Origin of the sequence: Leifsonia sp. NPDC102414, from assembly GCF_044765685.1 — a bacterium.
In the GTDB taxonomy this organism is placed as follows: Bacteria; Actinomycetota; Actinomycetes; order Actinomycetales; family Microbacteriaceae; genus Leifsonia.
This window is the reverse complement of the sequence record NZ_JBIWKN010000001.1, coordinates 989,856-1,004,134: the sequence shown is the minus strand read 5'-3', so window position 1 is coordinate 1,004,134 and position 14,279 is coordinate 989,856. Positions and strand designations below refer to the sequence as shown.

Here is a 14,279-nt window from a genome sequence, read left to right as displayed (position 1 = left end):
GGTGGCGGCGGCCGGCCGGGTCGCCCGCATCGTGATCGACTCGGCGCTTCCCCAGCTCGATCACCTGTTCGACTACGGGGTGCCGGACGCGCTCGACGCCGACGTGCATCCCGGGGTGCGGGTCAAGGTGCCCCTGCGTACCGGCGCCAGGATGGTGTCCGGGTATGTGGTCGAGGTGCTTCCGCGCGAGCAGATCGACTTCGAGGGCGAGTTGACGCCGATCGACCAGGTGGTCTCGACGGCGCGGGTGCTGACCCCCGCGGTGTGGGCGCTGGCGCGCAAGCTCGCCGACCGGAGCGCTGGGACGGCCAACGACATCCTGCGGTTCGCTGTTCCCCCGCGTTCCGTGCGGGTGGAGAAGGCGTGGCTGACCGCCCAGGAGGCCGGCCGGGAGGCCGGCCGGGAGGCGCACGCGTCCGCGTCGGCGCGCCCGTCCGTCGCGCCGATCGGCGGCTACGGCGACGGCCTGCTCGAATCGGCGATCGCCGCGGGGGAGCGGGTGGCACTGCGCACCATGCCCGGCGTGGTGCGCACGCCGGAGGGCGAGTGGGTCGGCCAGTGGGCCGTGACGCTCGCCGGGGCGGCCGTTGCCTGCTGGGCTTCGGGGAAGTCGGCCATCATCGCCGTGCCGGACTATCGCGACCTCGATCAGCTCGCCGCGACCCTGGTCGCGCTCGCTCCGGCCGACGCTGTCGTGCGCGTCGACGGCAGGCAGACCGACTCCGAGCGCTACAAGGCGTTCCTCGGGGCGCTGTCCGGTCCGCGCATCGTGATCGGCAGCCAGTCGGCGGTGTACGCCCCGGCCGACGATCTCGGGCTGCTGATCGTCTGGAACGACGGAGACCCGCTGCACGCGGCCAGGCAGGCCCCGTACATCCACACCAGGGATGCGGCGCTGGTGCGGCAGGAACAGCAGGGAGGGGCGCTCGTGCTGGCCGGGCGCATCCGGAGCGTCGAGGCGCAACGGCTGGTCGAGCTCGGCTGGCTGCGGGCCGTCGACCCGGAGCGTGCTGTCTGGCCGAAGGTCATCCTGAGCGCCAACCAGACGGCGGAGGAGCCTGTCGCGCGGGCGGCGCGCATCCCGTCAGTGGCGTGGAGGACGGCGCGTGCCGCGCTGGAGGGCGACGAGATGACCCCGGCGGGTCCCGTCCTCATCCAGGTGGCGCGACCGGGGTACGCGCCTCAGATCGCCTGCGCGAAGTGCGGTCAGGCCGCGCGCTGCAACCGCTGCACGGGACCGCTCGGCCAGCGGAGGGCCGGCGGCGTCCCGTCCTGCGGCTGGTGCGGTGCTCTCGCGACCAACTGGCACTGCGACCACTGCGAGCACGACAGATTCCGACTGGTCACGCTGGGCTCCGGCCGAACGGCGGAGGAGCTTGGCCGCGCGTTCCCCGGCGTGCGGGTGATCGTGGCGGACGGCGAGCATCCCGTGCAGTCCGTCCCCGACGCGCGCGCCATCGTCGTGGCGACGCGCGGCGCGGAACCCGTCGCGGCGGGCGGCTACCGTGCCGTGCTGCTGCTCGACGGTGAGCGGATGCTCGCCAGGGAGACGCTCGGCGTCGCGGAGGACTGCCTGCGCTGGTGGACCAACGCGGCAGGACTCGCCGCCCCCGGAGCCCCGACCGTGCTCGTCGGCGTCTCCGGCGGCCTCGCCCGGGACTTTGCGACAGGCCGCGTCGCCGAGTTCGCGCACGCGGAGCTTGCCGACCGCCGCGCACTGCACTTCCCTCCCGCCGTGCGGCTCGCCTCGATCGCCGGAGCGCCGGACGTGGTGGACGCCGCCGTCGCGGCCGTGGACCCTGCGCTGCTGATCGACGTGCTCGGCCCGGCGACCGTCGACGACGCGACGGTGCGCGCGATTCTTCGCTTCGAGTACGCGAAGGGGCAGGACGTCGCGACCGCCGTGCGCGGCGCCATCGTGCGGAACGCGAGCAAGCGGCGCAAGGCGCCGGCGGGGAAGACCGGGTTCCGCCCTGCGCCGACGCTGCGCGTGCAGTTCGACGATCCCGACATCATCTGACCAGCTCTGCATCCGCGGTGGAGGGCGTCGTTCGACCAGGGAACGCCGGAACTCGGGCCGGTAGGATCGACGGTGGTCGCGGAGCGCGCGACCGCCGAAGTCGACCGAAAGAACCTGTCATGCAGCGAGTGCCGTCCACGCCCACCAGCCGGGAGATCGCCGGATGAGGCTGGTGTTCGCCGGCACGCCCGTGGTCGCCGTTCCCGCGCTGAGGCTCCTGGCGGAGCGGCACGAGGTCGTGGCCGTGCTCACCAGGCGCGACGCCGAGCTGGGGCGCAAGCGCGTGCTCACCCCGTCGCCCGTCGCGGCTGCCGCAGAGGAGCTGGGCATCGAGACGATCAAGGCGAACAGGCTCGACGAGTCCGTCACAGAGCGCATCCGCGCTCTGGCCCCGGAGCTGGGCGTGATCGTCGCGTACGGCGGCCTGGTGCGCGAGCCGCTGCTGTCGACGCCACGGCTAGGCTGGGTCAACCTGCACTTCTCCCTGCTGCCGGCCTGGCGGGGCGCCGCGCCCGTGCAGCACGCCGTGATCGCGGGCGACGAGGTCACCGGCGCCGCGGTGTTCCAGCTCGTGCCAGAGCTCGACGCCGGAGCGGTGTTCTCGGAGCTGACCAGGCCGATCGGCGCGGACGAGACGGCCGGCGACGTGCTGGACGCGCTCTCGCAGTCGGGCGCAGAGCTGCTGGCAGGCACCGTGGATGCGCTGGCCTCCGGCACGGCCGTCGCCGTCGAGCAGACCGGCGACGTCACCCTCGCCCCGAAGCTGTCGCTCGCGGACGCCCACCTCGACTTCGGTCAGCCCGCCGACGCCGTGTACGCCCGGCTGCGCGGGGTGACCCCTGAGCCTGGCGCATTCGCCATGCTCGGCGACGACCGGTTCAAGCTCATCGCCGCGCGCCAGGTGGCGGATGCGGACCCCCTTCCGGCGGGTGCCGTCGCGCTTCAGGGCAAGCGCGTCGTGGTGGGGACGGGAACGCATCCACTGGAACTGCTGACCGTGCAGCCGGCAGGCAAGAAGGCGATGGCCGCCGCCGACTGGTGGCGAGGTCTCCCCACGGGAAGCGAGCTGGTGCTGCGATGAACGACAGGAACAGGAACCAGGGCGGCCACGTGCAGCCGGCGCGCCGGGTCGCATACGACGTGATCGCCGCGGTGCGCGATTCGGACGCGTACGCCAACCTGCTGCTGCCCACCAGGATCGCCCGCGCTGGGCTCAACCAGGGGGATGCCGGCCTCGCCACCGAGCTGACATACGGCACGCTCCGGATGCAGGGCTACTACGACCTCGTGATCGCCAGGGCTGCCGGCCGCCCCGTCGACCGCATCGACCCGCCGATCCTGGACGTGCTGCGCCTCGGCGCGCACCAGCTGCTCTCGACCAGGGTCGCGCCGCACGCGGCCGTCAACGAGTCCGTGGCGCTCGCGCGCTCCGTCGGCTCCCGCTCCGCGACCGGCTTCACGAACGGTGTCCTGCGCGAGATCGGGCGGCACAGCCCGGAGGAGTGGCGGCAGCGCATCCTTGCGGACGCGAAGGGCGCAGACCAGGAGCTGTCGGCGCTGACATCGCATCCCGTCTGGATCGTGCGCGCCTTCCGCCGTGCGCTGGATGCGGAGGGCAGGGAGGCGGAGCTCACCGACCTGCTGAACGCGGACAACGCAGCCCCCCGCGTCAACCTCGTCGCCCTTCCCGGGCTGGCCGAGCTGCCGGACGACGCGACAGCCGACCGGTTCTCTCCCGTGGGCTTCACCGCGGGCGGCGGGGACCCGCAGGCTCGCGTCGAGGGCGCGGACGGCAGGCTGCGCGTGCAGGACGAGGGCTCGCAGCTCGCAGCGCTCGCCCTCAGCAGGGCGCGCCCGATCGTGCAGGGCGAGCGGTGGCTCGACCTCTGCGCCGGACCGGGAGGAAAGGCGGCGCTGCTGGCCGCAGAAGCCCGCCTCGGGGGCGCGACGCTGACCGCGAACGAGGTCGTCCCCGCCCGCGCCGAGCTCGTGCGCCGGGCGCTGGCCGCCGTGCCGGAGCCCGTGGAGGTGTGGGAGCTGGACGGTACGACCATCGGAGAGACGCACTCGGAGCATTTCGACCGCATCCTGCTGGATGCGCCGTGCACCGGCCTCGGCGCGCTGCGCCGCCGCCCTGAGGCGCGCTGGCGCAAGACGCCGCGCGACGTCGCAGAGCTGACGGGCCTCCAGGCGCGACTGCTCGACGCGGCCATCGCGGCGCTGAAGCCGGGCGGGCTGATCGCATACGTGACCTGCTCGCCGCACATCGCGGAGACGCGGGGGATCGTCAGTGCGGCGCTTGATGCGCACGACGACATCGCTGCCGTCGACACGCCCGCCGTGCTCCAGGCGCTCGCGTCCGAACGGCTCGACCTCGCCGGCGACGGCCTGGCGGCGCAGCTCTGGCCGCATCGGCACGGCACGGACGCGATGTTCGTCGCTCTGCTCGAGAAGCGCTGACCGGCGTGACGGTCGGCGGCGTGCCGGCTTTGTAGGCTGGAGGCATGCCACCCCGGATCAACCCCAGCATTCTCGCCGCCGACTTCGTCAACCTGGAGCGCGACCTTGGCCGCATCGCGACGGCCGACCTCGTGCACGTAGACGTGATGGACAACCACTTCGTGCCGAACCTGACGTTCGGGCCGCAGATGGTGGGGCGCATCCAGGATGTGTCGGCCATCCCGCTCGACGTGCACCTGATGATCGACGATCCCGACCGGTGGGCGCCGGGATACGCCGAGCTCGGCGCGTACTCCGTGACCTTCCACGCGGAGGCGGCGGCCGATCCGGTGCGGCTCGCCAGGCGGCTCCGCGCGATCGGCGCCCGCGCCGGCATCGCGCTGAAGCCAGGCACGCCGGTCGACGACTACCTCGGCCTGCTCCCGGAGTTCGACCAGGTGCTCGTGATGACCGTGGAGCCAGGCTTCGGCGGCCAGTCGTTCATGGCGGAGACGATGCCGAAGCTCGCGCGGCTGCGCTCCGCCGTCGACGCGACGGGCGCCGACGTGTGGCTGCAGGTCGACGGCGGCATCACCGAGGAGACGATCGTGATCGCGGCCGAGAACGGCGCCGACACATTCGTGGCGGGCTCCAGCGTGTTCCGTGCGGAGAACACCGAGCGGCAGATCGCGCTGCTCCGCGACACGGCGGCGCAGCACATCCACGTCAGCCGCTGACGAGGTCACGAAGAGAACGACACGGCCAGGCTGCCGGTGCTGACCGCCAGGTTCGGGCGACGCGGACCGCGTCGAGCGCATCCGGGGCGCGCTTGCGGCTGCCGCCGATCGACTGCTCGACATCCAGCGGACCGTCTCCGTCACATCCCCGATGTCCGGCGGCGCGTTCGCGAGCTAGTAGCCTGTAATCGTGAAAACCTTCGACGACCTCTTCGCCGAGCTCAGCGAGAAGGCTGCGACCCGCCCGGAGGGTTCCGGCACGGTCCGTGAGCTGGATGCTGGCGTGCACGCCATCGGAAAGAAGATCGTGGAGGAGGCGGCCGAGGTCTGGATGGCCGCCGAGTACCAGTCGGACGAGGAGACCGCCGAGGAGATCTCGCAGCTGCTCTACCACCTCCAGGTGCTGCTCATCGCGAAGGGTCTCAGCCCGGCCGACGTGTACCGACATCTGTGACCGGCACCCCCGCGTCCTGATCGTCCCCTCGTACACGAAAGACCACCCATGCTGAAGATCGCCGTTCCCAACAAAGGCTCCCTCTCCGAGACCGCGGCGCAGATGCTGCACGAGGCCGGCTACGTCGGCCGCCGCGACCCCAAAGAGCTGATCGTCACCGACGCCCGCAACGACGTCGAGTTCTTCTACCTGCGGCCGCGCGACATCGCGACCTACGTCGGCTCCGGCGCGCTCGACGTCGGCATCACCGGGCGCGACCTGCTGCTCGACTCCGGTTCGACCGCCGGCGAGATCGCCGCGCTCGACTTCGCCGCATCCACGTTCCGGTTCGCCGGGCCGACCGGTTCGTTCTCCGAGCTGGCCGACCTCGACGGCAAGCGCGTCGCCACCAGCTACCCCGGTCTGGTCGGGGCGTTCCTGGCGGAGAACGGTATCGCATCCACCACCCTGATCAAGCTCGACGGCGCGGTGGAGTCCGCTGTGCGGCTCGGTGTCGCAGACGCGGTGGCCGACGTGGTCGAGACCGGCACCACGCTGCGCAAGCAGGGCCTGGAGATCTTCGGACCCGTCATCCTGGAGTCCGAGGCGGTGCTCATCTCGTCCGCGTCGCCCGCTGCCGGCGTCGACACGCTCCTGCGCCGCCTGCAGGGCGTGATGGTCGCGCGCCAGTACGTGCTGATCGACTACAACCTGCCTGCCGTCCTGCTCGACAGGGCTGTTGCGCTCACCCCCGGCGTCGAGTCGCCGACCGTCTCCCCGCTCGGCGAGCCGGACTGGCTGGCGGTGCGCGTCATGATCAAGCGCGACCAGACCAACCACATCATGGATGCGCTGTACGAGCTGGGCGCGCGCGCCATCCTCGTCACGTCGATCCACGCTGCGCGGATCTGATGTCCGTCGCGGTCAGGGTCATCCCGTGTCTGGACGTGGCAGACGGCCGCGTCGTCAAGGGCGTCAACTTCCAGAACCTGCGTGACGCAGGCGATCCCGTCGCGCTCGCCCGCCGCTACTACGAGCAGGGGGCGGACGAGCTCACCTTCCTCGACGTCACGGCGACGGTCGACAACCGGGCGACCACCTACGACGTGGTGCGCGCGACGGCCGAGCAGGTCTTCATCCCGCTGACGGTGGGCGGCGGCGTGCGCAGCGCAGAGGATGTGGCGAAGCTGCTGGCGAGCGGCGCGGACAAGATCGGAGTCAACTCCGCGGCCATCGCCCGGCCGGAGCTGGTCTCCGAGATCGCCGACCGGTTCGGCGCGCAGGTGCTCGTGCTCTCGCTCGACGTCAAGCGGTCGGCGGCCACCGCATCCGGTTTCGTCGTCACGACCCACGGAGGACGCACGGAGACGGACCTCGACGCCCTGGAGTGGGCTGAGCGGGCGATCGGACTGGGCGCGGGCGAACTGCTGGTCAACTCGATCGACGCGGACGGCACCAAGGAAGGGTTCGACACCGAACTCATCCGGCTGATGCGCGGCATCAGCAGCGTGCCCGTGATCGCGTCTGGCGGGGCGGGGAAAGTGACCGACTTCGTCCCCGCCGTGGAGGCAGGGGCGGACGCCGTGCTCGCCGCGAGCGTTTTCCACTCCGGCGAGATGACGATCGGCGACGTGAAGGACGAGCTCGTCCGCGCCGGACTGGAGATCAGAGCATGAGCGAACAGAGCACGAGCAGAGTGGATCCCGCCATCATCGAGCGCGTCGCCTTCAACGGCGACGGCCTTGTGCCGGCGATCATCCAGCAGTGGGACACCAAAGAGGTCCTGATGATGGGCTGGATGGACGCCGAAGCACTCGGCCGCACCCTCACGGAAGGCCGCGTCACGTTCTGGTCCCGCTCCCGGCAGGAGTACTGGCGCAAAGGCGACACGTCCGGCCACGCGCAATACGTCAAGGGCGCTGCTCTCGACTGCGACGGCGACACCCTGCTGGTGACCGTCGAGCAGATCGGCGCAGCCTGCCACACTGGAACCCGCACCTGCTTCGACGCCGACCAGCTCTCACCCGTCGTCGGTCACGTCGAAGCGAGTCAAACGGAGGATTCGTGATCGACACCGTCACCAGCTCCACCACCCGCGACGGCTTCGCAGAGCTGCTCGCCGACCACCGCGTCGTGCCCGTCGTCCGCGAGCTGTTCGCGGACGGGGAGACGCCGGTCGGCATCTACCGCAAGCTCGCCGCTGGCCGTCCTGGCACCTTCCTGCTCGAATCGGCCGAGCAGGGCGGCATCTGGTCCCGCTTCTCGTTCGTCGGCGTCTCGTCGTTCGGCGTGCTCACCCAGCAGGGGGATGCTGTCCGCTGGCTCGACTACGGCATCCCTGCCGAGCGCGCCATCGGGTCCTCGGCCGACCTGCCGCCACTGGAAGCTCTCGCCGCCATGTATGCGCGGTGGCAGACCCCGCGCATCCCCGGCCTGCCCCCGCTGACCGGCGGCCTGGTCGGCTTCATCGGCTGGGAGGCGATCCGGCAGATCGAGCGGCTGCCGCACCAGCCGCCCGCCGACTACGACATCCCCGGTCAGGCACTCGCGTTCTGCTCCGACCTCGTCGCCATCGACCACCGCTACGGCACCGTGCAGCTCATCGCGACGGTGCTGAACGACGGCACCGACGACGCCGACACGATGTGGGACGCGGCGCAGCGCAGGCTCGATGCGATGCAGGAGGGCCTCGCCCAGCCGTCGGAGGCGTGGCTGGCGCAGGTCGACCTCGGCACGCCGGCGCACCCGGTGTCCCGCACGGCGAAGAACGACTTCCTCGCGGCCGTCGAGACCGCCAAGACCCGCATCGTCGACGGCGACATCTTCCAGGTCGTCATCTCGCAGCGCTTCGAGCTGGAGTGCGAAGCCGCTCCGCTCGACGTGTACCGGGTGCTGCGCTCGCTGAACCCGAGCCCGTACATGTACCTGCTCGCGCTGGAGCGGCCGGACGGAGGGGAGTACTCCATCGTCGGCTCGTCTCCCGAGGCGCTGTTCAAAGTGCAGAACGGGCGCGCGTTCACGCATCCGATCGCAGGCTCCCGCCCGAGAGGCGCGTCGCCGGAGGAGGATCTGGAGCTGGAGACATCGCTGCTCGCGGACGACAAGGAGCGCGCGGAGCACCTGATGCTCGTCGACCTGGCGCGCAACGACCTGCTCAAGGTGTGCGCCGCCGGTTCCGTCGAGGTGACGGAGTTCATGCGCGTCGAGCGGTTCAGCCACATCATGCACATCGTGTCGTCCGTCGAGGGCGACGTGCTGCCAGGGAGGACGGCAGTGGATGTGTTCCGCGCCACATTCCCTGCCGGCACGCTCTCCGGCGCACCGAAGCCGAGGGCGCTCGAGATCATCGACGAGCTGGAGCCCGCGCAGCGCGGCGTCTACGGCGGGGTGATCGGCTACTTCGGGTTCTCCGGGGACGCCGACCTCGCCATCGCGATCCGCACGGCGACCATCATGGACGGCGTCGCACGCGTGCAGGCCGGCGGCGGCCTCGTCGCCGATTCCGTGCCGCAGAGCGAGTTCGAGGAGTCGCAGAACAAGGCGGCTGCTCCGCTGCGCGCGGTCGCCGTCGCCAACGCGATGAGGCGGGTGACCGGTGAGCGAGCAGACTGACGCTACGGCCGTGCGCCGCGTCTCCCGCAGGGCCAAGTACCTGACGCTGCTCGCCGTCGTGGTCGGCAGCCTGCTCGCCCTGCTCGCGTCGACGCAGACCTGGTTCACGGTGCACCTGACCGACGTCGCAGACCACACGGCGACGCTGGCGGTCGCAGGGTCGGCCGCTGCGCCTGCGCTCACGGCGCTGTCGCTCGCCGGCCTCGCGCTCACGGCGGCGCTCGCCATCGCAGGACCGGTGTTCCGCATCGTCCTCGCGCTGCTCGGGCTGCTGCTCGGCGCCTCCGTTCTGATCTCCTCGATCAGCGCACTGGCCGACGCGCTGCGCGCATCGTCTGCGACCATCACAACGGCGACCGGCGTCGCGGGGGCGTCGTCGATCGCGCGGCTGGTCGACTCCGTCACCACCGAGCCTTGGCCGGGCGTCGCGGTGGCGGGGGGCGTCGTACTGGTGCTCGCGAGCGCAGCCGTCGTGCTGACCAACCGGCTCTGGCCGGGCACGTCGCGCAAGTATCAGACGCGCTTCGAAGACCAGGAGGGCACGGCGCTGCTCCTCGACGGCGAGGCGGACGGCGAACCGTCCTCCGAGGTGTCGGACGACGCGGAGGCTCGCGCCGCCGCTGACGGCGAGAGCACACCGGGCACAGGGGTCGTCGACAAGGACACCGCCATCGACAGCTGGGACGACCTCACCCGCGGCGAAGACCCGACGCGCTGATCCGCCGCTCTGCCCCGCAGCGCTGACCCGCCGCCCGGAGTGGCGAGCGAGCGCGCCCCACTCGCTAGACTTGAACCCGTATTCCCCCGATCCACCGTGCGCGACGCCTCTCGCGACGCGCACCTCACGAAGCAGGAGTCCCATGAGCACCGAGTCAGTCGAACCAGGCCACGGTCACTCGCCGGCGGCGTGGACGGCCGTCATCATCATGCTGGTCGCCTTCACCGTCGGTGCCGTCGCGTTCTACTTCGACGCCCCGATCGTCGTCTGGGCGGCAGCGGGACTCGCCATCATCGGGCTCATCGTCGGATGGGCGATGAAGAAGGCCGGTTACGGCGTCGGCGGCACCAAGTACCAGCCGAAGGGCCACTGACGCGTGCTCGACGACCTCGTCGCCGGCGCCCGCGAAGACGCTGAGCGGCGCCGGGCAGAGCGCCCGCTCGCGGTGGTCGAGGCCGCCGCAGCCGATCGCGCTCCCGCCCTGGATGCCCTGAGCCACCTCGCCCCTGCCGAGCGCGTCAAGATCATCGCGGAGGTGAAGCGCGCGAGCCCGTCCCGCGGGTCGCTCGCCGAGATCGCCGACCCGGCCGCCCTCGCGGTCTCGTACGAGACCGGCGGAGCGAGCGCGATCAGCGTCCTCACCGAGGAGCGCAGGTTCCGCGGGTCGCTCGCCGATCTGGAGGCCGTTCGCGACGCCGTGTCGCTCCCTGTGCTGCGCAAGGAGTTCGTCTCCGACCCGTACCAGGTGTTCGAGGCACGCGCGGCGGGAGCCGACCTCGTGCTCCTCATCGTCGCCGCCCTCGACCAGCGCAAGCTCGTCCAGCTGCACGAGCTCATCACGTCGCTCGGCATGACGTCGCTCGTCGAGGCGCACACCGCGGACGAGCTGAGCCGCGCGCTCGACACGGGCGCCGGGCTCGTCGGCGTGAACGCCCGCAACCTCTCCACATTCGAACTGGACAGAGACCTGTTCGGCCGCCTGGCCGACAGCATCCCGTCCGGTGTCATCCGCGTCGCGGAGTCCGCCGTGAAGTCGGCAGACGACGTCGCGCACTATCGGGCGGCAGGGGCGGACGTCGTCCTCGTCGGCGAGGCACTCGTCACGAGCGACCCCGTCGCGACGCTCGAAGAATTCCTGGTGGCCTGATGTCCCTGCGTTCCGAGACCGGTCCGTACTTCGGCGACTTCGGGGGACGCTTCGTCCCCGAGTCGCTCGTCGCAGCCCTCGACGAGCTGTCCGCTGCGTGGGAGGAGGCGAAGGCCGACCCCGCGTACCACGCGGAGCTGGACGAGCTGAACCGCACGTACACCGGGCGTCCGTCGATCATCACCGAGGTGCCGCGCTTCGCGGCGCACGCAGGCGGTGCCCGCATCATCCTCAAGCGCGAGGACCTCAACCACACGGGCTCGCACAAGATCAACAACGTGCTCGGCCAGGCGATCCTCACCAAGCGCATCGGCAAGACGCGCGTGATCGCCGAGACCGGCGCAGGCCAGCACGGCGTCGCCACCGCGACCGCCGCAGCCCTGTTCGGCCTCGAGTGCACCATTTACATGGGCGAGGTCGACACAGAGCGCCAGGCGCTCAACGTCGCCAGGATGCGCCTGCTGGGTGCCGAGGTCGTCGCCGTCAAGACCGGATCGCGCACCCTCAAGGACGCGATCAACGACGCCATGCGCGACTGGGTCACCAACGTCGAGAACACCAACTACATCTTCGGCACGGTCGCAGGACCGCACCCGTTCCCCGCGATGGTCCGCGACCTCCAGAAGATCATCGGCGAGGAAGCGCGCCAGCAGGTCATCGACCTCACCGGCTCGCTCCCGGATGCCGTGGTCGCCTGCGTCGGAGGCGGCTCGAACGCCATGGGCATCTTCCACGCCTTCCTCGACGACGAAGACGTGCGCCTGATCGGCTACGAGGCGGGAGGCGAAGGAGCGGAGACCCCGCGCCACGCCGCCACCATCACCAAGGGACGCCCCGGCGTCCTGCACGGCGCCCGCAGCATGCTGCTTCAGGACGAGGACGGCCAGACCATCGAGTCGCACTCGATCTCCGCCGGGCTCGACTACCCTGGCGTCGGCCCGGAGCACGCGTGGCTCGCATCCATCGGCCGGGCGGAGTACCTGCCCATCTCGGACGCCGAGGCGATGGACGCGCTGCGCCTCCTCAGCCGCACGGAGGGCATCATCCCCGCCATCGAATCCTCACACGCTCTGGCCGGTGCTCTGAAGCTCGGTCAGGAGCTCGGGAAGGACGCCACGATCCTGGTCAACCTCAGCGGTCGCGGAGACAAGGACATGGAGACCGCCGGACGGTACTTCGACCTGATCGACCACGACGCGGTGCAGTCGTGAGCGGCGCCGTGAAGGGCGCGGAGAGTCGCGTCGAGAGCGTCATCGCCCAGCGAAAGGCCGAGGCGTCCGGCGCCCTGGTCGGCTACCTGCCTGCCGGGTTCCCCGACCTGAAGACCAGCATCGAGGCCGCCGTCGCGCTCGCGCAGAACGGCGTCGACGTGATCGAGCTCGGGCTGCCGTACTCCGATCCCGTCATGGACGGCACGGTCATCCAGGCTGCCACCCAGCAGGCGCTCTCCAACGGCTTCCGCCTGCGCGACGGCTTCACCGCCGTGCGCGAGATCACCGCCCAGGTGGACATCCCCATCCTGGTGATGACCTACTGGAACCCCGTGCTGCAGTACGGCGTCGACCGCTTCGCCGACGACCTGCTCGCCGCAGGGGGAGCCGGCCTCATCACGCCCGACCTCATCCCCGACGAGGGCGCATCCTGGCTCGCGGCGTCGGAGCGCACCGGTCTCGACCGCGTGTTCCTCGCCGCTCCGTCCTCCACGGACGAGCGCCTGCGGCAGGCAGTGGATGCGAGCCGCGGCTTCGTCTACGCCGTCTCGACCATGGGCATCACCGGGGCACGTTCGGACGTCGACTCCGCCGCCCGCTCACTGGTCGCCAGGCTGCGTGACGCCGGGGCGACGAGCACGTGCGTCGGCATCGGCATCTCCACCGCGGCGCAGGTCGCGGAGGTGCTCGGATACGCGGACGGCGCGATCGTCGGATCGGCGCTCGTGAAGGCGCTGGCCGACGACGGCGTCGAGGGTGTCGGCCGTCTCGCCGCTTCCCTCTCCGCAGGCACCGCCGCCTAGGCGCGGCAGCCTCTCCAAACCGAATTAGACTATGGTGGCCGCGCGTGGTCTTCGCGCGGTCTGATCAACACGAAAGGTGAGTCATCGGGTGTTTGCGACGATGAGCAGCTGGTACGCGAGCATCCCCAGCCCTGGGCCGGAATGGCAGCAGATCCCGATCGACATCTTCGGGCTGCACTGGCGCATCCAGACGTACGCGATCTGCATCCTGATCGGTATCGTCGTCGCCGCCATGTGGACCTCCAGGCGACTCTCGAAGCGCGGGGGAGAGCCGGGCGTCGTGCTCGACATCATCCTCTGGGCGGTGCCGCTCGGCATCATCGGAGCCCGCGTCTACCACGTGGTGACCCACCCGGCGGACTACTTCTACCCGGGAGCGGACCTCCTCAAGACGCTCTACATCTGGGAGGGCGGAAACGCCATCTTCGGCGCGCTGATCGGCGGAGCCGTCGGTGCGTATATCGGCTGCCGCTGGTCCGGCATCCGGTTCTGGTCGTTCGCCGACGCCCTCGCTCCCGCCCTGCTGCTCGCCCAGGCGCTCGGTCGTCTCGGCAACTACTTCAACCAGGAGCTGTTCGGCCTGCCGACCAACCTGCCGTGGGGCCTGCAGATCGACTCCGGCAACAAGGCCATCCCCGTCGGCCTGCCGGACGGCACGCTGTTCCAGCCGCTGTTCCTCTACGAGATCATCTGGAACGTCATCGGCATCGTCGTGATCATCCTGCTCGAGCGCAAGTTCCAGCTGCGCTGGGGCAAGGCCTTCGCGGTCTACCTGATCTGGTACGGCCTGGGCCGTTCCTACCTCGAGTCGATCCGCATCGACCCGAGCGAGTTCAGCTTCCTGGGCATCCCGACCAACGTGTGGGCGGCGTTCGCGGCCGTCGTGCTCGGTGTCGTCCTGTTCATCGTGCAGTCCCGTCGCCACCCTGGACTCGAGCCGAGCGTGTACCGCCCTGGTCGTGAATGGGTCAGGCCGGATGCTGAGGTAGACTCTGACGACACCTACTCGGATGACGAGGTTTCCGGCGATGACGCCGAGGAGCCCACCGAGAAGGACGCAGCCAAGGCCACAAGCTCACTCGGCGCGTAATCCCCTCTCGAGGTCATCCCCGAGCACCTCACCTCACCGTCTCCCAGAGCAGCACCAAGCCTCTCGTGA

General features: G+C 70.7%; 15 protein-coding genes. All 15 read left to right on the top strand.

The genetic code is table 11. From position 1 onward, the window contains the following. The first annotated feature begins 1 nt into the window (after position 1). The 15 genes from ACIRCZ_RS04815 (at position 2) to lgt (ending at position 14,210) form a co-directional block, all read left to right on the top strand. Positions 2–2,020 (top strand): primosomal protein N', encoded by a 2,019-nt coding sequence (locus tag ACIRCZ_RS04815; RefSeq protein ID WP_402850206.1) that lies wholly within the window; start codon positions 2–4, stop codon positions 2,018–2,020. Between the two features lie 163 nt (positions 2,021–2,183). Beyond that, positions 2,184–3,101 carry a methionyl-tRNA formyltransferase gene (gene fmt / locus ACIRCZ_RS04810; RefSeq protein ID WP_402850203.1) on the top strand — a complete coding sequence of 306 codons (918 nt, stop codon included), beginning with the start codon at positions 2,184–2,186 and terminating at the stop codon, positions 3,099–3,101. Beyond that, entirely contained in the window at positions 3,098–4,480 is a 1,383-nt protein-coding gene (locus ACIRCZ_RS04805; RefSeq protein ID WP_402850200.1) for an RsmB/NOP family class I SAM-dependent RNA methyltransferase, read from the top strand. Before fmt ends, ACIRCZ_RS04805 begins: the two co-directional genes overlap by 4 nt. 44 nt (positions 4,481–4,524) lie before the next feature. Continuing rightward, the gene (gene rpe / locus ACIRCZ_RS04800) at positions 4,525–5,196 is read left to right on the top strand and encodes a ribulose-phosphate 3-epimerase (RefSeq protein WP_055894117.1); all 672 of its coding nucleotides are present in this window, start codon (positions 4,525–4,527) and stop codon (positions 5,194–5,196) included. A gap of 190 nt (positions 5,197–5,386) precedes the next feature. Beyond that, on the top strand, positions 5,387–5,650 hold the full coding sequence (locus ACIRCZ_RS04795; RefSeq protein WP_055894116.1) for a phosphoribosyl-ATP diphosphatase: 264 nt from the start codon (positions 5,387–5,389) through the stop codon (positions 5,648–5,650). Between the two features lie 48 nt (positions 5,651–5,698). After that, positions 5,699–6,541 carry an ATP phosphoribosyltransferase gene (gene hisG / locus ACIRCZ_RS04790; RefSeq protein ID WP_055894114.1) on the top strand — a complete coding sequence of 281 codons (843 nt, stop codon included), beginning with the start codon at positions 5,699–5,701 and terminating at the stop codon, positions 6,539–6,541. Then, entirely contained in the window at positions 6,541–7,305 is a 765-nt protein-coding gene (gene hisF / locus ACIRCZ_RS04785) for an imidazole glycerol phosphate synthase subunit HisF (protein WP_055894111.1), read from the top strand. The genes hisG and hisF overlap by 1 nt, the downstream gene beginning before the upstream one ends. Next, complete coding sequence (gene hisI, locus ACIRCZ_RS04780; RefSeq protein ID WP_055894109.1) at positions 7,302–7,697, top strand: phosphoribosyl-AMP cyclohydrolase; 396 nt, start codon at positions 7,302–7,304, stop codon at positions 7,695–7,697. The genes hisF and hisI overlap by 4 nt, the downstream gene beginning before the upstream one ends. Continuing rightward, positions 7,694–9,241 (top strand): anthranilate synthase component I, encoded by a 1,548-nt coding sequence (locus ACIRCZ_RS04775; RefSeq protein ID WP_402850193.1) that lies wholly within the window; start codon positions 7,694–7,696, stop codon positions 9,239–9,241. The genes hisI and ACIRCZ_RS04775 overlap by 4 nt, the downstream gene beginning before the upstream one ends. Then, positions 9,225–9,959: a Trp biosynthesis-associated membrane protein gene (locus tag ACIRCZ_RS04770; protein WP_402850190.1), complete on the top strand. Its 735-nt coding sequence runs from the start codon at positions 9,225–9,227 to the stop codon at positions 9,957–9,959. Before ACIRCZ_RS04775 ends, ACIRCZ_RS04770 begins: the two co-directional genes overlap by 17 nt. 142 nt (positions 9,960–10,101) lie before the next feature. Further along, complete coding sequence (locus ACIRCZ_RS04765) at positions 10,102–10,332, top strand: DUF6704 family protein (RefSeq protein ID WP_055894106.1); 231 nt, start codon at positions 10,102–10,104, stop codon at positions 10,330–10,332. A 3-nt stretch (positions 10,333–10,335) separates the two neighbouring features. After that, positions 10,336–11,106, top strand: coding sequence for an indole-3-glycerol phosphate synthase TrpC (trpC, locus tag ACIRCZ_RS04760; protein ID WP_402850186.1), 771 nt, complete (start codon positions 10,336–10,338; stop codon positions 11,104–11,106). Beyond that, complete coding sequence (trpB, locus tag ACIRCZ_RS04755; RefSeq protein ID WP_055894103.1) at positions 11,106–12,317, top strand: tryptophan synthase subunit beta; 1,212 nt, start codon at positions 11,106–11,108, stop codon at positions 12,315–12,317. The genes trpC and trpB overlap by 1 nt, the downstream gene beginning before the upstream one ends. Further along, complete coding sequence (gene trpA, locus ACIRCZ_RS04750; protein ID WP_402850182.1) at positions 12,314–13,120, top strand: tryptophan synthase subunit alpha; 807 nt, start codon at positions 12,314–12,316, stop codon at positions 13,118–13,120. Before trpB ends, trpA begins: the two co-directional genes overlap by 4 nt. A gap of 100 nt (positions 13,121–13,220) precedes the next feature. Further along, the gene (gene lgt, locus ACIRCZ_RS04745) at positions 13,221–14,210 is read left to right on the top strand and encodes a prolipoprotein diacylglyceryl transferase (RefSeq protein WP_055894099.1); all 990 of its coding nucleotides are present in this window, start codon (positions 13,221–13,223) and stop codon (positions 14,208–14,210) included. The last annotated feature ends 69 nt before the right edge of the window (positions 14,211–14,279 follow it).